Origin of the sequence: Kitasatospora sp. NPDC086801, from assembly GCF_044745805.1 — a bacterium.
GTDB lineage: Bacteria > Actinomycetota > Actinomycetes > Streptomycetales > Streptomycetaceae > Kitasatospora.
This window is the reverse complement of record NZ_JBIVAX010000022.1, coordinates 39,444-56,442: the sequence shown is the minus strand read 5'-3', so window position 1 is coordinate 56,442 and position 16,999 is coordinate 39,444. Positions and strand designations below refer to the sequence as shown.

Here is a 16,999-nt window from a genome sequence, read left to right as displayed (position 1 = left end):
AATCCGGAGACCCTCCTGTGAGCACCCCCCTCCCCACCCGGCGCCGGTTGTCGCTGGGCCTGGCCCTGGCCGCCGTGCTGACGGGCGTCGGCGCGTACACCACCGCGGCCGCGTCCGCCGCGACCACGCCGACCCCGATACCCCTCACCTCCCCGGACTGCCCGGCCGGCCTCCAGCAGGGCGAGGCCGACGGCTGCGTCACCCAGCTCCAGCTGGAGCTCAACCTGACCGGCGCCCGGATCACCGTGGACGGGCAGTTCGGGCCCGCCACCGACACGGCCGTGCGCAACTTCCAGGCCGCGCACACCCTGACCGCCGACGGCATCGTCGGCCCGGCCACCAAGTCGGCGCTCGACGCGGCGGCGGCCGCCGCCTCCGGCACCGTGGACCTGCGCACCCAGTGCGGCGACCTGCGGAAGGGCGCCACCGGTGCGTGCGCCACGACCCTGCAGACGATGCTGAACACGTTCCACGCGGGCCGCCTCACCGTGGACGGGCAGTTCGGGCCCGCCACCGACACGGCCGTGCGCAACTTCCAGGCCGCGCACGCCCTGGCCATCGACGGGATCGTCGGCACCACCGTCAAGAACGCCCTCTACACCAACACCCCCACCCCGCTGCCCGGCGGCCCCGTCGACCCCGCCAAGGTCCTGAACGCAGCCAAGTCCTACCTGGGCGTCCCGTACGTGTGGGGCGGCGGCCACTCGCTGCGCGGCGAGGGCCCCGGCCCGTCGCTCGGCACCTGCGACGGCTACACCGGCTCGATCCAGCCCTGCCCGGCCGACACCACCGCCGGCCTGGACTGCTCGGGCCTGGTCCGTGCGGCCTTCTGGTTCGGCGCCGGCATCGACCTCGCCAACGGCGGTGACACCACCGAGCAGACCCTGGACCAGCACCTCACCCCGATCACGGAGTCCCAGCGCCGGCCCGGCGACGTCGAGTACTTCGGCACGGACGCGCACAACACCGTGCACGTCGTGCTCTACGCCGGCACCGACCCCGCCACCGGCGCGGACATGATGTACGAGGCGAAGGAGACCGGCACCGACGTCCACTACGTCGGCCTGCGCACGGGCGGCTACTGGTACCACGTGTCCGCCTGACCGTACGGGCCCTGACCGTACGGGTGTGGGGGGGGGGGGGGGGGGGGGGGCCGCCCCCCCCCCCCCCCCCCCCCACCCCCGACACCACCCGCCCCGGGGCTGTTCGCCCAGCCGTGTCGTCGGCGGCCTCACCGTCCGCCCACCGCGTCCGCCGTGGGCGGCGACGGCCGCTACCCAGGCGGCTCAGCCCGTGAAGGGGAAGGGCGGCAGGACCCGGCACACGGATTCCGGCGGCTGCCCAGGTCGCAACGGTGCGGGGGATCCCATCCCGGCGACGTAGAGCCAGGTCAGCACGACCACGGCGGCGAGCATGGCCGGCAAGCGGTACCGGCGACTCCTCGGCAGGCGGCCCAGCAGTGCGCCGAGCGTCAGGAGTGCACCGAGCATGACGGCCCACCCGGACACCGTGGCCATCGTCAGGTTCGGGTTCGGCTCGTGGTCCTGGCTCAGGCAGAACCGCCAGGTCGCGAGGATGCGGCCGTTGCCGACGAGCGTGCCGCCGGTGGCCAGGACCAGAGCGGCCGCCACCCACGCCCAAACGCTCCGCCGCTCCCGCGCTGACTGCATGCCGCCTCCACGTGCTCTTCTGTCCTTCCGGAAAACGCAGATCGCCGGATTCCGGTTCCACGATGCCCGTCGACTCGGAGCCGCTTCCCGTCCCCGCTGTCTCAAGGCGTCTCACGATGAGGGGCCCGGACGTTTGAGACGGGCTCAGGATGGCTGCCGGGGCCGAAGTCGATCTAGATTCGGCTCCGCGAGCCCCGTCAGCTCCGCGAACCCCGCCGGCGATCCTTGCGCTCCGGCACGGCCGGCTGCCGCCGTACGCCTCCTGACCACGAGAGGCGGCGTGTCCAGTCGGTCCTCTTCAGCCCCGCACCCCGCCCCGGCGGGCCGACTTCCCTTGGGTGGCAACCATGCCAGATCACCGCGCTCCGCATCCGGAGGCAGCACCCGGCCGCACGTTCGACGACGTGGTGGCCGCCGGCCTGTCCCGCCGTCAGGCCTTGACCGGCGGCACCCTCGCCCTCACCGCCTTCCTCGGCCTGTCCGCATCCCCCGCCTCCGCCGCGCAGCCGGGCTCGGCCCCCAAGGCGCCGAACCTGCTCGGCTTCACCGCCGTACCGCCGAGCAGCGCCGACGCCGTGGCCGTGCCCGCCGGGTACTCCGTGCAGGTGCTCGCGCCGTGGGGGCAGGCCGTGCGCGACGGCGGCCCGAAATGGCGCGCCGACGGCGGCAACACCGCGGCGGAGCAGGCCGACCAGGTCGGTTCCCACCACGCCGGACTGCACTTCTTCCCGGGCGCCGACGGCTCCCGCGGCACGCTGGTGCTCACCCACGAGTACACCGACGCCGCCCTCCTGTACGGCCACGGCGGTGTGACGGTCACGAAGGAGCAGGTCGCCAAGGCGCTCGCCGCGCACGGCGTCAGCGTGCTGGAAGTGCGCCGCACCGGCGGCACCTGGCAGCTCGCCGACTCCCCGCGCAACGTGCGCGTCACCGGTGCCACGCCCGTCGCCTTCTCCGGACCGCTGGACGCCGACCACCCGGCCCTGCGTACGGGCACGCCCGCCACGGGCACCCTCGGCACCAGCTCGCACGGTGTGACCCCGTGGGGGACGTTCCTGACCGGCGAGCGGAACGTCGCCGGCTACTTCGGTACCGACAGCACGACGTGGCGGCCGACCCGCGCGCAGAAGCGGGCCGGCATCAGCGCCCGCGGCGACGGCTACGGCTGGCACCGCGCCGACGCGCGCTTCGACCTCGCGGCGAACGGCAACGAGGCCAACCGGTTCGGCTGGGTCGTGGAGATCGACCCGGCCACGCCGCAGGCGCCGCCCGTGAAGCGCACCGCGCTGGGCCGCTTCCAGCACGTCGGAGCGAGCGTGACCGAGTCCGCCGGCCGGGTCGTCGTCTACAGCGGCGACGACGAGAACGGCGGCTACCTCTTCAAGTTCGTCGGCTCGGACAGCTGGTGGCGGTTGCGCGCCCAGGGCCGCAGCCCGCTGGACCACGGCACCCTGTACGTCGCCCGGTTCGAGGACGACGGCACCGGCCGCTGGCTGCCGCTGACCCACGGCCAGGGCCCGCTGACCCGGGACAACGGCTGGGCCGACCAGGCCGCCGTGGTGCTGCGGGCCCGGCAGGCGGCGGACGCGCTCGGAGCCACCCCGCTGGACCGGCCCCAGCAGACTTCGGTCGGCCCGGACGGGACGGCCTTCTGCGCACTCGCGAACAGCCCGGGCCTCGGCCACTGCGCCTCCGGTCCGCACCGGGCAGCGGTCAGCCCCCGCGCCAACAACCCGTACGGACACATCATCCGGTGGCGGGAGGACGAGAACGCCGATCGGGGCGACGGCCGGGCGACCGGCTTCCACTGGGACGTCTTCGTGCTCGCCGGCGACCCGGCCCACGATCGACAGGTCCACCTGGACGCCTCCGGCATGTTCGGTTCGCCGAAGAACCTGTGGCCCGATGCCGACGGCCGACTGTGGATCGGGACCGGCATCTCGGCCTACGACCAGAACCGGGCGGAGACCGGCCACGAGCACCTGGGCAACAACGCGATGCTGGCCGCCGACCCGGCCACCGGCGAGATCCGGCGCTTCCTGACCGGCCCGCGCGGTGCCGAGATCACCGGCGCGGTCACCACTCCCGACCGCCGCACCATGTTCGTCAACGTCCAGCACCCGGGCGAGCACACCCTCGCCTGGGGCACGCCCACCCAGGACGATCCCCGCGTGGTCAGCAACTGGCCCGACCACGACCCCGCCGGTCGGCCGCGCTCGGCCGTGCTCGTGATCCAGCGGACGGACGGGGGCGTCATCGGGGCCGCGTAACGCCCCCACCCGCCGCGCAACGCGCCCACCGGCCGCGGCCCGACGCCCGCCGGCCACAGCAGGACGCCTGCCGCGGCAGCACGACGCCCGCCGCATCAGCAAGCCCAGCACGAAATCCGGAGAACCAGATGGTCACCATCATCTCGCGCAGTGCATGGGGCGCCCAGCCGCCCAAGAAGATCGACCAGCTTCCCTTCACCCCGTGGAACGGCGGCATCGTCATCCACCACGAGGGCGCCGGGAACGTCTCCGTCGATCCCCACGACAAGTGCGCCGCGCTGGTCAGGAAGATCCAGGACGACTCGATGCACTACGACATCGTCGGCGACATCCTGGTCGAAACCGGCCAGAAGGAACCCGAGTACGACGACATCCCGTACAACTTCCTGGTCTGCAAGCACGGTGGCATATTCGAGGGACGCGGAGTCGGCCGTCGGTCCGCCGCGAACGGCGTCGAGATGCCCGGGGCCAACAGCGACTTCTACGCCGTGATGGGCCTGATCGGCTCCGACGACGACGTGACCCCGGAGATGGCCGCGGGCATCAAGGCCCTGTGCGGCTACCTGCAGAACGAGAAGGACGCGGGCATCCGGATCGCCGGACACCGGGACGTGCGCCCGAAGACCCACACGGACTGCCCCGGAAAGCTCTACCCGTACGTCCAGCGGGGCGACTTCATCATGCCGGGCTCGGGCACCGGCGCCGGCCCCAACTCCGACACGCTGCACCTCTACACGCGCAGCCAGTGGGGCGCCCGCCCGGCGAAGGACATCACGCCGGTGGACATCGGCGCCCGCACCGGGTTCACCGTGCACTACTCGGACGGGCCGACGACGCAGTCCGTCCGGCAGATCCAGAACTACCACATGGACTCCAACGGCTGGTCCGACATCGGCTACAACTTCCTGGTCGACGCCAGCGGCCGCATCTTCGAGGGCCGCGGCTGGTACCTCCAGGGAGCGCACGCCTACGGAGCCAACACCACGCACATCGGCGTCTGCTTCATCGGGGAGAGCGGGGACGCCACGGACATCGCGCTGTCCGCCATCCGCTCGATGTACGAGAAGGCGTGCGACATGACCGGCCGCACCCTCGACAAGACCTACCACGGCATGCTTCCCGGCAACTCCACCGACTGCCCGGGGGCGCAGCTGCGCGCCTGGGTCCAGAACGGCATGCAGGCGCAGGTCCGCCCGCTGGAGTGGGCGAGCTCGGACTACACCCCGCCGCCCACCGACTCCAGCGGCGCGAGCGGTGGCGGCATGACCCAGGTGCGGTCGGTCTCCGCCCAGCAGCAGGCCGTCAACAGCCTGGGCTACAGCCCGGCGCTGGCCGTCGACGGCGGCTGGGGGCCGCTGACGGACGCCGGTGTGCGCTGGTTGCAGGGCAAGGTCGGCACCACGGCCGACGGCCTGTGGGGGCCCGGTACCGAAGCGGCGTTCAAGGCGTTCGCGGGCGGTGGCTCGTCCGGCGGCGGCATGACGTCGGTGCGTTCGGTGGCGCGCCAGCAGCAGGCCGTCAACGACCTGGGCTACAGCCCGGCGCTGGCCGTCGACGGCGACTGGGGGCCGCTGACGGACAGCGGTGTGCGCTGGCTGCAGGGCAAGGTCGGCACCACGGCCGACGGCCAGTGGGGCCCGGCCACCGAGTCCGCGTACTTCGCGTACATCGACGACGGCGCCGGCCTCGCCGTCGACGGCGAGTTCGGCACCCTGACCATCATGGCCGTCCAGCGGGTGTGCGGCTCCACCCCGGACGGCCAGTGGGGGCCCGACTCCAAGCGGTCGCTGCAGCACCACCTCAATGTGTGGGGGAACGCCGGACTCGTCGAGGACGGCGACCCCGGCCCCGCCACCTACAAGGCGCTGCAGACCTTCCTCAACGCCACCGGCGCCGGCCTCACCGTCGACGGCCAGTGGGGCCCGGCCACCATTTCGGCCCTGCAGAACGCGCTGAACCAGGGCAGGTTCTGACCCTTCGGCCAGCCCGATCCGGACCGGTGGACTCGGCCGCCGGACGGATCGGGCTGGCCTCGCGGGCGAAGGCCTACGGCGCGCCCGCCGAACTCACCGAAGCCCTGATCCCGATCAGGCCCAACGGCTACACGCGCCACCCCGACCGGTACCATGTCCGGGGTGCTGTTGACATGGATTGCCGAAGTGGCGGACGAACCGCTGGCGCTGGAACCGACCGACCGGCGGGTCGAGTGGGAGACCAACACCTGGTGCCTGAGCGCGGAGGACGAGGACAAGCGGTCCCTGTCCGTGACCGAGGTGGTCGCCGCCTTCGAACGGACCGCTCAGGCCATCCGGCTCCGCATCCACGCCCTGGGCTTCGCCGGGGTGGCGACCTTCTACGTGTGGCACGACGGCCAGGCGGATCAACTCCGCTGTTCCACCGGGTCGGTGGCCCCCGACGAGCTGCCGTTCGGCGGCGCCTACCTACCCTCTGACGACCTCGCTCCGGTCGTTGAGGGCTTCCTGACCGATCGGCGGCCAGACGAGACCATCCCGTCGGACCAAGCCGTGCCCGACGCCCCAACCCCCTTCCCCGTGTGGGTCCGCGACGTCGGACCGACCTCACGCTGACCTGTTCGCACCCGCCACCGCGCGGTGCACGGCGGCGAGGGCGGCGCCGTCCTCCCTCGTAGTCGCCCGGACCGGTCGTCGTGGTGCAGGGTCCGCACCGTGACTCCGGCGAACCCGGAGACCTGCCCTGCCGTCCGCCGCACCGCCCGCCGAGACCGACCGCGGGCGCGGCCTCACCCTGCTCTACCGTGGCCCGCTCTCCTCCTGCGACTACGGCTGCCCCTACTGCCCGTTCGCCAAGCGCCGCGGCACCCCCGACCAACTGCGCGCCGACCGCGCGGCCTTGGAGCGGTTCACCGGCTGGGCGGCCGGCCGGGCGGGAAGCGGTGACACCCTCGCCCTGCTGTCCACGCCCTGGGGCGAGGGCCTGGTGCGGTCCTGGTCTATCTCTGGGTCGACGCCGCCGAGGGCCGCACCTACACCGACGCCGAGGCCTCCGACTGGGCGGCCGTCGACCCGCACTTGCCGTGGACGGCGACGGCACCGTCCGCCGCCCACCACCCGACGCCCGCCCCTCCCTGTCGCGCCTCGCCCCCGCACGGCCACCCAGCCGAGGCCGGCCACACCTCGCCGAGCCCGATCACCCCCGGCGTCGCCCAGCCGCTCGCGGCCACACCCGGCGACCACCCGCTCACGCCCCGGCTCCACCCCGGCTCGCCCCACCACCACCCACCGCCTCCCATGGGCACCCGCCCGCCGACGTCCCTAGCCTGGAAGCAGGAGGAGGCGAAGCACCATGCTTGGAGACGCACCACTGCAGGCCGTCATCCCCGCCGCCGACCTCGCTCGCGCGAGGAGTTTCTACACCGACACCCTCGGGCTCAAGCTCACCGAGGAGACCGACGAGGAACTGGTCTGCGACTGCGGCGGCACCCAGTTCATGATCTACCACACCCCCAGCGGCGGACAGGCCGCCCACACCCTCGCCAGCTTCAAGGTCGCCGACCTCGACGGCGAGATGTCCGCCCTGCGTGACCGCGGCATCACGTTCGAGGAGTACGACTTCCCCGGGCTGAAGACCGTCAACGGCGTCGCCGAACGCGACGACCTGCGCGCCGCCTGGTTCAAGGACAGCGAGGGCAACATCCTCTGCCTGGCCCAGTCCGTCAGCCAGTAAGCGCAATCCCCCACCCCACCCCTGGCCGAACCCCGACCGAACCCGCTGCCCCGACCGCTCGCCACGAGTAGCCGGGGCAGCGGCCCAGCGACCACCGGGCACCCGGCACCCGGCACCCGGCACCCGGCACCCGGCACCCACCCGCAACGGCCGTTCCAGCCCGGCCCGTTCCAGCCCGGCCCGGCCCGGACAGGGCTCAGCGCATGCCCTGGTGCCGGGGCACCCCGTGCCGCAGCCGATGCTCCGCGAGGCGCCTCCGGTCGACGACGTGATCCGGCGTCTCTCGCAGTCGGCCCAGTACGGAGCTGTCGTCGCGGCTCACCACCGTGAGGTCGTCGTTGACGATCAGCATGCCGAAGTCGAACAGCACGTGGTGGTTGGCACACAGGCAGAGGACGTTGTCGACGGTGTCCGATCCGTGGTGCGGAGTCCCCAGGGGCGTGATGTGTGCGGCCTCGGCGTAGGCGCCGCCCGGGACCGCCATGCGGACGCCGCACACCTGGCAGGTGTAGTCGTGCGCGCGTTTCACACGGGTGGCGACCGCGGTGTTCCGCACGACGCGCACGACCGACGTCGCGGATCGGACGTCCTCCGCCTCCCGGGCGTCCTCGTCCGTCGGAGCCATCACCCGATCCGTCACGCGGGCCTTCACCCGATCCGTCACCCGATCCGTCACCCGAGCGACTGCCGCGGCCTGTTCGGCCGGGGGAAGGGCGACCAGGCGGAACCGCCACACGAGGAAGCCGCCGGGGGAATTCTCGGACCAGAAGTCCTCGACCCGGAAGAGCCCGTCGTAGCGGTAGAAGGAGCGCGTCGCGGTGGTGACTCCCCGGACCACGCGCACCGGGGCCGCCGTGGCCGCGCTCGTCGCCAGGGCCGCGTTGCCCCGCGTCAGTTGCTGGTTCCGGGCCTGCTGCCCCGTCTCCGGGCTCCGCCCGCCCACCCCGGTGTAGAGGATCACATCACCGAGATCCTCGTCGTTCGGGTACCCGCCGGAGACCACGACCGATTCGGCGCCGAGTTCGCTCCGGCCGCAGATACCCGCCTGGAGTGGCCGGTGCACACCGGAGAGCGAGAGCGTCCGGCGGTTGTCGAACTCCTGGCCCAGCCGTACGCCCGGCACCGGCCCGATGCCGTCGGGAAGCGGGCCGAACTCGACGGGTGCCTGCCCTTCCGGGAGGGCCGTGGCCAGTTCCCTGACCCTCGCCCGCTCCTCCTGCCGCGCCGTCTGGGCGCGGAAGAGCACCTCCCCGACGAAGGTGTCCCGGGTGGCCGCCAGCCAGGCACGGTCATCGGCCCGCAGCGCGGACAGCCCGTCGAAGAGTTCGCGAAGCCGCGCCTCCGTCGGAATCGTCCGGCCGTCCAAGTAGGAGTCGAGCGTTCGCGCGCTCAGGTCGCAGTGGCGCGCCACGAGTTCGGTCGACGGGTCGCCGACCTTGTTCCACAGCCCGCGCAGCGCGCGCGTGAAGTCCTCCTCCTCGGGTGTGCGGCCCGCCGTCGCCGCGCCCTGCCGCCGGGCCGCCTCCGCGAGGCCCTCCTCGGCGGCACGTCGCCGCTCGTGCCACTGCCGCCGTTCGAGCTCACTGCCGCTGCCCCATGCCTCGACCATGGCGTCCAGGTTCCTGGCGCTCGGCAGGCGGGATCCGTTCAGCGCGGCGTAGACCGCCGTACGCGAGGCGCCTCGCGCGACGACCGTCTCGACCGTGCCCCGGGACCGTTCCTTGAGTTCGCGCAGCTCACGGGCGAAGGAGACCAGTGGGCCCGTTCCAGTCAGCGGGAGCCTGCGCGCCACAGCCCCACAGTGAGATTCCTCACAGTTCCTCTCCCATCTCCCGTGATGCACACCACATCGACGACATTGATATGCCGCTGACCTGGAGCAACATCAACGTACTCAAGTCCCGCGATGTTTTCTGCGGTTTTTCGACCTTCCAGGGCTCTGCCATCGTAGCCATTGTCGGTATGAGCCGTACGCCCCGCAACGGCGCGACGGCTCCCTGCGCCAACAGGAAGCCGTCATCACTCGTAGCCCCATCAACATCCGGAGAACTACATGCACGAGGGTACGGGGATTCCCGTGTCGGGCGGAAGCGCCCAGGCGGCGGGCACCGCACCGCCCGCAGCGCCCGCAGCGGCGCCCCGCTGGCTCGCTCCGGCCGGAGTCGCCGCGACCGGCGCCGGCCCGGTCGCGGCCGGGCTCCAGAGCAACAACACCATCGCGATCATCTCGGCGGCCCCGAGCCTCGTCGTGGTGCTGCCGTTCTTCTTCGGGGTCGTCTGCCCGGCGGTCTGGTCACGCAAGGCCCAGCGCCAGAAGGCGGCCCTCAACGTGCTCAACACCCTCATCGGGCGGAGCCCCACGAGCCCGCCGCCCCGACGATAGGCCCGCGACCACACCCGGCGCAGGAAACGGGCCCAGGAAACGGGCCCAGGAAACGGGCCCGAGGAGCGGACCCAGGGAACGGAACCAAGGACCGGACCCAGAGCTCTGGACCCGGTGCCGCCGCCCGCCCGCCTTCGGACGGGGGCCTCCGGTGGCGGGGTGGAACGGGCTGGCCTTGACTGGGGCGGATCGTTGCCCCGCTGCGGGAGGACCGAGGGATGAGGTCGGTGAGAGAGGCCGCCGGCCGTTGGCGGGAGCGGCTGGCCCGGAGGCGCGAGCGGTGGGAGCGGGCGCGGGCCGAGGCCGAGCGGCGCTTCCCGGTGATCACCGAGCTGACGGCCCGGCTGCTCTCCCCCGGGCTGCTGGACGCCGCCACCCGGATGGCCTCCCAGGTGTTCCTGACCTCCGTGCCGCTGCTGTTCGCGGTGGCCGCGTTCGCCCCGACCGGCGTGCGGGACCAACTGCTCGCCTCGCTCCGCGCGCTCTTCGGCATCTCCGGCGCCACGGACCAGCAGTTGCAGCAGGCGCTGTACGGCACCGGGGACCTCCGGCAGACCACCGGCTTCATCGGCGTACTGATGGCGCTGCTCTCGGCGACCAGTTGCAGCCGCGCGGTGGCCCGGGTCTGCGAGCACGCCTGGCGGCTGCCGAAAGCCCGTACCAGGGTGGCGGCCTGGCGGTGGCTGCTGTGGATCGTGGCCTGGCTGGCGGTGCTGCTGTTCCAGGGCCCGCTGCGGGACGGCTTGGGCGCCGGCTTCTGGCTGGGCCTGCCGCTCACCTTCGCGGCCTCGCTCGTCGTCTGGTGGTGGACCACCCACCTGCTGTTGAGCGCCCGGGTCGGCTGGCTGCCGCTGCTGCCCGGCGCGCTGCTGACGGCCGCCGCGGTCACCGCGATCTCGCTGACCGCCCGGATCTACATGCCGGACGCGCTGAACCGCGCGCTGGCCCAGTACGGTTCGCTGGGCCCGGTGCTGATGCTGCTGTCCTGGCTGATCGCGCTGTGCGCCGCCGTCACCTTCTCCGTCACGGCCGGGGCGGTGCTGGCCCAGGGGCCGCCGCTGAACGCCTACCTGGGCCCGCCCGCCCCGGGCAGCCCGCACACCGGCTGATCCGTCGCCGCCGCCACCACCGTCACCGCCGGCGCAGCCGCCGCCGGACGAGCCGGCCCGTGGCGGCCGGGTCCCAGGAGCCGGGGCAGCCCCGGGTCAGCGGGTAGCAGGCCAGGCCGATCAGCACGGCGCTGAAGTGGCCGATGCTGGTGTAGTCCCGGCTCTGCGCGACGCCCAGGCCGTAGAAGACCAGCACGCCGGCCGCGTACAGGTACCGCCAGGGCCGCACGATCAGATAGGTGAGCACGGCGACCACCCCGGCGAGCGCGTAGCTGACGCCGTAGTCGAGGGTGTAGACGGCCCTCGGCGGGGCGATGCCGCGGTGGATCGCCCACCCGAGCAGGCCCTCGCTGAGGTAGGTCGCGCCGACGTGCGCGATCATCGCCACCGAGATCCAGCGGAGGGTGCCGAGCCAGCGTTCGGCGGGCACGTGGAAGAGGTTGTAGAGCAGGAAGTAGCTCAGCCAGCCGCCGCCCGCGATCCACAGCGCACTGGTGAGCAGCACGCGCACCGGTGAGACCTGTAGGTGGTGCAGGTTGGTCGAGCGCCGTTCCAGGATCCGGTCGGCGGTCGCGGCGTCGACGTGGCGGATCACCTGCGTGGTGGCGAGCAGGATCGCCAGCCACACGTAGGTGCCCGGAGCACGGCGGACGTAGGTCCAGACCGCGTGGGCGAGGCGTGCCCACCAGGGGCGCCGGTCCAGTCCGGTCGCGTTGGTGATGCCACCGGTCATCGGCGCCTCCTCGACGGTTCCCTTCACCCTCACCCGACGCTCGCACCGACGCGTCGGCGCGCTGCGCCCTCCGGGTGACCGGGTCTCGCGGACGGTCTCCCGTATTCCCGCTGCGGTACGGCGCCCGGGCCAGGTCCGTGACCACGATCGGGTGATCTTACGGGGCGCCTATACTCCCTCTGCCGACAGCAGGGGGAAGGGCGGGACGCGTGAACACGACGCTCAGCATGGCCGTACCGGTCGTGATCGGCCTGGCGCTGGTGGTGCGGTTGGTGAGCCTGCCGCTGCTGCTGCGCTTTCAGCGGAACGTACGGCAGCGGGCGTTGGCGGCCCGGGGTGGCGGCAGCGCTCCGAAGGGCCTGGCGGCGCTGTTCGGCGAGATCGCGGTGGGGTTCGCCTGCGGCGGCGGGCTGATGGCCGTGATGACCTTCGCGGGCCTCGCCTTCCGCGTTCTGCGGATGCCGATCGACATCGTGAACGCCCGGGACCTGGCCGTCGCGCAGCATCTTCGCCTCTCCGTCGCGAGGAACTACTACCTCGTACTGGTGATCACGGTCCTGGTGCTCTGGCTGCTGTTCTGGTTCCTGACCCAGCGCAGGCTGCTGCGGACCGGCATGCCCCCGGAGGTGTGGTCCGCCGGATCGACCCGGCTCCGGCTGGCGGGCTGGTTCGTCCTTCGCGCGGTGCTCGGTGCACTCGTGCTGCCGGTCGGGCTGCTCCTGGCCGCCCTGGTGTTCCAGATCGTCGCGGCCGTGACCGCCGGACGCCACCGCACCGCCACCCCACCCGCACCGGCGGTCCCGCCCGCCGTCCCGCCGGCGTTCCCGCCCGTGCAGCCCGGTGCATACGCACCGGCCACCCCGTACGCACCGACCGCCGGGGCCCAGCAGCCCTCGGCGTACACCCCGACCCAGGCCGCCCCGGTGCCCGCCGCGCCGCCGCGCACCGGCCCGGTCACGCCGCTCTCCCCCGTCGGCGCCGTCCCGCACCAGCCCCTGCGCGCGGGCGAACCGCGCACCATCGGCGGCTACCAGTTGCTCGGCCGGATCGGCTCCGGCGGGATGGGCACCGTGTACCTGGCCCGGCGCGAGGGCGCGGCGACGCAGGTCGCGCTGAAGACCATCAACGTCGAACTCCTCGACAACGCCGAGCTGTTGCTCCGCTTCGAGCGCGAGGCGGAGGTGCTGGCCATGGTCTCCGGCGCCTACACCGCCCGGGTGCTCGACGGCGGGGTGGACGACGGCCGGCCGTACCTGGCGATGGAGCTGCTGGACGGCCGCCCACTGGACGCCCATCTGCGCGAGCAGGGGCCGGTCCGCTCCGCCGAGGCGCTGCGGGCCCTGGCGCTGGCACTGGCCGTGGCGCTGTCGGGGGTGCACCGGCTCGGCCTGATCCACCGGGACCTCAAGCCGGCCAACATCATGCTGACCACCGCGGGCCCGCGGCTGCTCGACTTCGGCATCGCGGCGCTGGTGGACGGCACCCGGCTCACCATGACGGGCGGCGGCCCCGGCACCCTCACCTACATGGCGCCCGAGCAATTCGGCGAGGAGCGGGTCGGCACGGCCGCCGACGTCTGGGCCTGGGCCTGCTGCGTGGTCTGCGCGGCGCACGGCGCCAGCCCGTTCGCGGCGACCAGCACGGGCGCGGTGATCCGGCGGATCGTGGACACCGGGCCCGAGCCCGCCGCGCTGGCCGCCGTGCACGCCCTGGACCCGGCGCTGGCCGCCGTGGTGGCCCGTGCGCTGAACGCCGACCCGGCCGGGCGCCCGGCGGACGGCGCGGCGCTGCTGGAGCTGCTGACGGCCTCTCCGGACGCGGGCTCGGTCCGCGAGGAGATCACCCGGGGCTGGCGTACGCTGGCGCTCTGACCGCCCGGGGGCGGGCCGCCGGGGACTGCCGGGCGGCGCCGACCGGGACCGCACAGCGAGGGCGACGGGCACGATGAGCGAGCGCGGCACGACGACCGCACCTGCGGGTATCGACGCCGGCGCCACCGCGCGGCACCCGGCGCTGCGCGTGGCGGACCGGCTGCGGCTGACCACGGTGTACGTGCTGCTGCTGACCGCGACGGCCTGCTGGCTGGCCGGCCAGAGCCACGGCGCGCGGGCCCGGTTCGTCCGGCACAACAGCAGCAACGTCCACCACATGGAGGTCGGCAAGTGGTGGACGATGTTCACCAGCGGGCTGGTGGTCGACGGGGTGCCCGCCTGGGCGGGCATCGCGGCGGTGGCCGTGGTGCTGGGCCTGGCCGAATGGCGCTGGGGGCCGGCCCGGGCCGGCGCGGTCTTCGTCTTCGGGCACTTGGGGGCCACCCTGCTCACCGAGGGCGCCATGTGGGTGATGCTCACCGCCCGGATCCCGGGGGCGCTGTCCCGGGCGCGTGACGTCGGGATCAGTTACGGGCTGGTCGCCACCGCCGGCTGCCTGCTGGCCCTGGGCCCGGCCCCGCTGCGCCGGTTCGGGCTGCCCGCGCTCGGGCTGGGGCTGGCCGTGACCTGGGCGCTGGACCAGCAACTGGCCGACGCCGGGCACCTGGTGGCGCTCGGCCTCGGTGTGCTGGCCTCCCGGACGCCCTGGCTGCGCACCCGCGCCCGGGCCCGGGCCCGGCTGCCGGTCTCCGCCACGCGCTGACGGCCTTCCGCCACTCCCCCTCGGAGTCCTGCCAGCGTCTCTCGGAGTCCTGTCGGCGCCTCTCGGGGTCCTGCCGGCGCCTCTCGGGGTCTTGCCATCACCTTCGCCCCGAGTAATGCTGATTACATGATTACAACCTCACCCGAAGAGCTCCGGGGGTGGTTCACCGGCCGCCTCCCCGCCGACCTGTTCACCGATCTCGTCGAGATCACCGCGGACCGCGAAGAGATCACCGTCGTCGGCCGCATCACCGAGCCCAGCCTCGACCAGGCGGTCTCGGACGCCGAACGCGAAGCCGCGTTCGAGGGCCGGATCGCCGAGTTCCGCGACCGGACCAGGGACGCCCGGATCGCCGTCGCCCGCGAAGCCGAACGCCGCTACGGCCGCAAGGTCTCCTGGGGCGCCGAGTGCGGCGACCTGAGGGGCCTGTTCACCACCGTCTCCGCCCCCGTCATGACTCGGCTGCGCCAGCCCGAGCGACAGGCGCTCGACACGCTGGTGGAGGCGGGCGTCGCCCGCAGCCGCAGCGAGGCGCTCGCCTGGTGCGTCCGTCTGGTGCAGCGCCACTCCGACACCTGGCTCACCGAACTGCGCGAGTCGCTGGAGAACGTCCGCCGCCTGCGCGCCCAGGGGCCGGACGCCGACCGCGCCTCCTGACCCCGCCCCGACGCCCGACCCGAACCTGACCGCCCAACACACCTGGGAGGAAGCCGGGTTGAGGCCCGGCAACCACCGATCGACCACGGCGGGGGAGGCCATACGAACCGCCACCCCCGCCGGGCCGATCGTATTCTCTTGCGGTACTCTGCAAACCTATGCCAGAGTGCGGGCATCGGATACGCCGAATCCCCTCACACGTCGCTAAGTCAGGAGCCCGCGCCGCGCGGGTCAAGGGTGCATGCATGTCGAAGGTCTTGAGCAAGCTGCCGGTCGGTGAACGGATCGGCATCGCATTCTCCGGTGGATTGGACACCTCCGTCGCCGTCGCGTGGATGCGCGAGCACGGCGCCGTCCCCTACGCCTACACGGCCGACATCGGCCAGTACGACGAGCCGAACCTCGCCGACGTCCCGGCCCGCGGCCGCGCCTACGGCGCCGAGCAGGCCCGACTGGTCGACTGCCGGGCGGCGCTGGTCGAGGAGGGCCTGGCCGCCCTCGCCTGCGGCGCCTTCCACATCCGCTCCGCCGGGCAGACGTACTTCAACACCACCCCGCTCGGCCGCGCCGTGACCGGCACCCTGCTGGTCCGCGCGATGCGCGAGGACGAGGTCTCCATCTGGGGCGACGGCTCCACCTACAAGGGCAACGACATCGAGCGGTTCTACCGCTACGGCCTGCTCGCCAACCCCAACCTGCGGATCTACAAGCCGTGGCTGGACCAGCGGTTCGTCACCGAGCTCGGCGGCCGCAAGGAGATGTCCGCCTGGCTCTCCGAGCGCGACCTCCCGTACCGCGACTCCGCCGAGAAGGCCTACTCCACCGACGCCAACATCTGGGGCGCCACCCACGAGGCCAAGCGGCTGGAGTACCTGGACACCTCGATGGAGATCGTCAGCCCGATCATGGGCGTGGCCTTCTGGGACCCGGCGGTCGAGATCCGGACCGAGGACGTGACGATCGAGTTCGAGTTCGGCCGTCCGGTCCGCATCAACGGCCAGGCGTTCGCCGACTCGGTCGAGCTGGTGCACGAGGCCAACCGGATCGGCGGGCGTCACGGCCTGGGCATGTCGGACCAGATCGAGAACCGCATCATCGAGGCCAAGAGCCGCGGCATCTACGAGGCGCCCGGCATGGCGCTGCTGCACACCGCCTACGAGCGGCTGCTCAACGCCATCCACAACGAGGACACCCTCGCCACCTACCACACCCAGGGCCGCCGGCTCGGCCGACTGCTGTACGAGGGGCGCTGGTTCGACCCGCAGTCGCTGATGCTCCGCGACAGCCTGCAGCGCTGGGTCGGCCAGCCGGTCACCGGCAGCGTCACGCTGCGACTGCGCCGCGGCCAGGACTACTCGGTGCTCGACACCCAGGGCCCGAACCTCAGCTACCACCCCGAGAAGCTGTCCATGGAGCGCAGCGTCGACGCCGCGTTCGTCCCGGACGACCGCATCGGCCAGCTGACCATGCGCAACCTCGACATCGCCGACTCGCGCAGCAAGCTGGAGCAGTACGCGGTGCACGGCCAGCTGGCGCCGTGGAGCGGCCTGATCGGCGAGCTGGCCCCCGGCGGGGCGGCGCCGATCGCCGCCGCCGGCCCCGACGCCGAGGCGCTGGCGGCCAAGTCCACCGCGCTCGACAGCGCGGCGATCGAGTCGGGCACCGACTGATCCGCTGCCGTGCCACGTCCGAGGGCCGCCGCACCACACCGGTGCGGCGGCCCTCGGCGGTTCCAGGCGAACTCGGACCGGACCGGACCGGACCCGCCCGGGCCGCACCGGACCCGCCCGACCCGACCTGGTCTGGCCTGGCCTGGCCTGGCCTGGCCTGGCCTGGCC

14 protein-coding genes and 1 pseudogene are annotated in these 16,999 nt (G+C 73.1%); 12 read left to right on the top strand and 3 right to left on the bottom strand.

Features of this window, described 5'->3' with window-relative positions:
• Positions 1–17: 17 nt before the first annotated feature.
• Positions 18–1,103, top strand: a complete 1,086-nt coding sequence (locus ACIPLC_RS22755; protein ID WP_400474821.1) for a peptidoglycan-binding protein — start codon at positions 18–20, stop codon at positions 1,101–1,103.
• 183 nt (positions 1,104–1,286) lie between these two features.
• On the opposite strand, the gene ACIPLC_RS22750 is transcribed toward ACIPLC_RS22755, so the two are convergent.
• On the bottom strand, positions 1,287–1,631 hold the full coding sequence (locus ACIPLC_RS22750; protein WP_400474820.1) for a hypothetical protein: 345 nt from the start codon (positions 1,629–1,631) through the stop codon (positions 1,287–1,289).
• Positions 1,632–2,017: 386 nt separating this feature from the next.
• Here ACIPLC_RS22750 and ACIPLC_RS22745 point away from each other — a divergent pair, with 386 nt between their 5' ends.
• The 5 genes and pseudogenes from ACIPLC_RS22745 (at position 2,018) to ACIPLC_RS22725 (ending at position 7,645) form a co-directional block, all read left to right on the top strand.
• Positions 2,018–3,940, top strand: coding sequence for a PhoX family protein (locus ACIPLC_RS22745; RefSeq protein ID WP_400474819.1), 1,923 nt, complete (start codon positions 2,018–2,020; stop codon positions 3,938–3,940).
• Between the two features lie 128 nt (positions 3,941–4,068).
• Positions 4,069–5,913 (top strand): peptidoglycan-binding protein, encoded by a 1,845-nt coding sequence (locus ACIPLC_RS22740; RefSeq protein WP_400474818.1) that lies wholly within the window; start codon positions 4,069–4,071, stop codon positions 5,911–5,913.
• A 162-nt stretch (positions 5,914–6,075) separates the two neighbouring features.
• Positions 6,076–6,528 carry a hypothetical protein gene (locus ACIPLC_RS22735; protein WP_400474817.1) on the top strand — a complete coding sequence of 151 codons (453 nt, stop codon included), beginning with the start codon at positions 6,076–6,078 and terminating at the stop codon, positions 6,526–6,528.
• 127 nt (positions 6,529–6,655) lie between these two features.
• Positions 6,656–6,910: pseudogene (locus ACIPLC_RS22730) on the top strand (hypothetical protein); the annotation flags it as partial.
• 354 nt (positions 6,911–7,264) lie between these two features.
• The gene (locus ACIPLC_RS22725; protein ID WP_400474816.1) at positions 7,265–7,645 is read left to right on the top strand and encodes a VOC family protein; all 381 of its coding nucleotides are present in this window, start codon (positions 7,265–7,267) and stop codon (positions 7,643–7,645) included.
• Positions 7,646–7,841: 196 nt separating this feature from the next.
• Here the strand turns inward: ACIPLC_RS22725 and ACIPLC_RS22720 are convergent, their stop codons facing one another.
• A complete protein-coding gene (locus ACIPLC_RS22720; protein WP_400474815.1) occupies positions 7,842–9,437 on the bottom strand; it encodes a YDG/SRA domain-containing protein in 1,596 nt (531 codons plus the stop codon).
• Positions 9,438–9,698: 261 nt separating this feature from the next.
• Here ACIPLC_RS22720 and ACIPLC_RS22715 point away from each other — a divergent pair, with 261 nt between their 5' ends.
• Together ACIPLC_RS22715 and ACIPLC_RS22710 are read left to right on the top strand one after the other, a co-directional pair.
• Positions 9,699–10,028 carry a hypothetical protein gene (locus ACIPLC_RS22715; RefSeq protein ID WP_400474814.1) on the top strand — a complete coding sequence of 110 codons (330 nt, stop codon included), beginning with the start codon at positions 9,699–9,701 and terminating at the stop codon, positions 10,026–10,028.
• Positions 10,029–10,246: 218 nt separating this feature from the next.
• On the top strand, positions 10,247–11,137 hold the full coding sequence (locus tag ACIPLC_RS22710; protein ID WP_400474813.1) for a YhjD/YihY/BrkB family envelope integrity protein: 891 nt from the start codon (positions 10,247–10,249) through the stop codon (positions 11,135–11,137).
• Between the two features lie 22 nt (positions 11,138–11,159).
• Here ACIPLC_RS22710 and ACIPLC_RS22705 read toward each other — a convergent pair whose 3' ends face one another.
• Positions 11,160–11,870, bottom strand: a complete 711-nt coding sequence (locus ACIPLC_RS22705; RefSeq protein WP_400474812.1) for a rhomboid-like protein — start codon at positions 11,868–11,870, stop codon at positions 11,160–11,162.
• A 209-nt stretch (positions 11,871–12,079) separates the two neighbouring features.
• Between ACIPLC_RS22705 and ACIPLC_RS22700 the strand changes: the two genes are divergently transcribed.
• The 4 genes from ACIPLC_RS22700 (at position 12,080) to argG (ending at position 16,831) form a co-directional block, all read left to right on the top strand.
• Positions 12,080–13,741: a serine/threonine-protein kinase gene (locus ACIPLC_RS22700; RefSeq protein ID WP_400474811.1), complete on the top strand. Its 1,662-nt coding sequence runs from the start codon at positions 12,080–12,082 to the stop codon at positions 13,739–13,741.
• A gap of 73 nt (positions 13,742–13,814) precedes the next feature.
• Positions 13,815–14,504 carry a rhomboid-like protein gene (locus ACIPLC_RS22695; protein ID WP_400474810.1) on the top strand — a complete coding sequence of 230 codons (690 nt, stop codon included), beginning with the start codon at positions 13,815–13,817 and terminating at the stop codon, positions 14,502–14,504.
• Positions 14,505–14,630: 126 nt separating this feature from the next.
• On the top strand, positions 14,631–15,161 hold the full coding sequence (locus tag ACIPLC_RS22690; RefSeq protein ID WP_400474809.1) for a hypothetical protein: 531 nt from the start codon (positions 14,631–14,633) through the stop codon (positions 15,159–15,161).
• A 245-nt stretch (positions 15,162–15,406) separates the two neighbouring features.
• Complete coding sequence (gene argG / locus ACIPLC_RS22685) at positions 15,407–16,831, top strand: argininosuccinate synthase (RefSeq protein WP_400474808.1); 1,425 nt, start codon at positions 15,407–15,409, stop codon at positions 16,829–16,831.
• Positions 16,832–16,999 lie beyond the last annotated feature (168 nt).

Coding starts and splice junctions, on each gene's coding strand:
- ACIPLC_RS22745 (WP_400474819.1), top strand. CDS start 2,018: ATGCCAGATCACCGCGCTCCGCATCCGGAGGCAGCACCCGGCCGCACG.
- ACIPLC_RS22740 (WP_400474818.1), top strand. CDS start 4,069: ATGGTCACCATCATCTCGCGCAGTGCATGGGGCGCCCAGCCGCCCAAG.
- ACIPLC_RS22725 (WP_400474816.1), top strand. CDS start 7,265: ATGCTTGGAGACGCACCACTGCAGGCCGTCATCCCCGCCGCCGACCTC.
- ACIPLC_RS22715 (WP_400474814.1), top strand. CDS start 9,699: ATGCACGAGGGTACGGGGATTCCCGTGTCGGGCGGAAGCGCCCAGGCG.
- ACIPLC_RS22710 (WP_400474813.1), top strand. CDS start 10,247: ATGAGGTCGGTGAGAGAGGCCGCCGGCCGTTGGCGGGAGCGGCTGGCC.
- ACIPLC_RS22705 (WP_400474812.1), bottom strand. CDS start 11,870: ATGACCGGTGGCATCACCAACGCGACCGGACTGGACCGGCGCCCCTGG.
- ACIPLC_RS22695 (WP_400474810.1), top strand. CDS start 13,815: ATGAGCGAGCGCGGCACGACGACCGCACCTGCGGGTATCGACGCCGGC.
- ACIPLC_RS22690 (WP_400474809.1), top strand. CDS start 14,631: ATGATTACAACCTCACCCGAAGAGCTCCGGGGGTGGTTCACCGGCCGC.
- argG (WP_400474808.1), top strand. CDS start 15,407: ATGTCGAAGGTCTTGAGCAAGCTGCCGGTCGGTGAACGGATCGGCATC.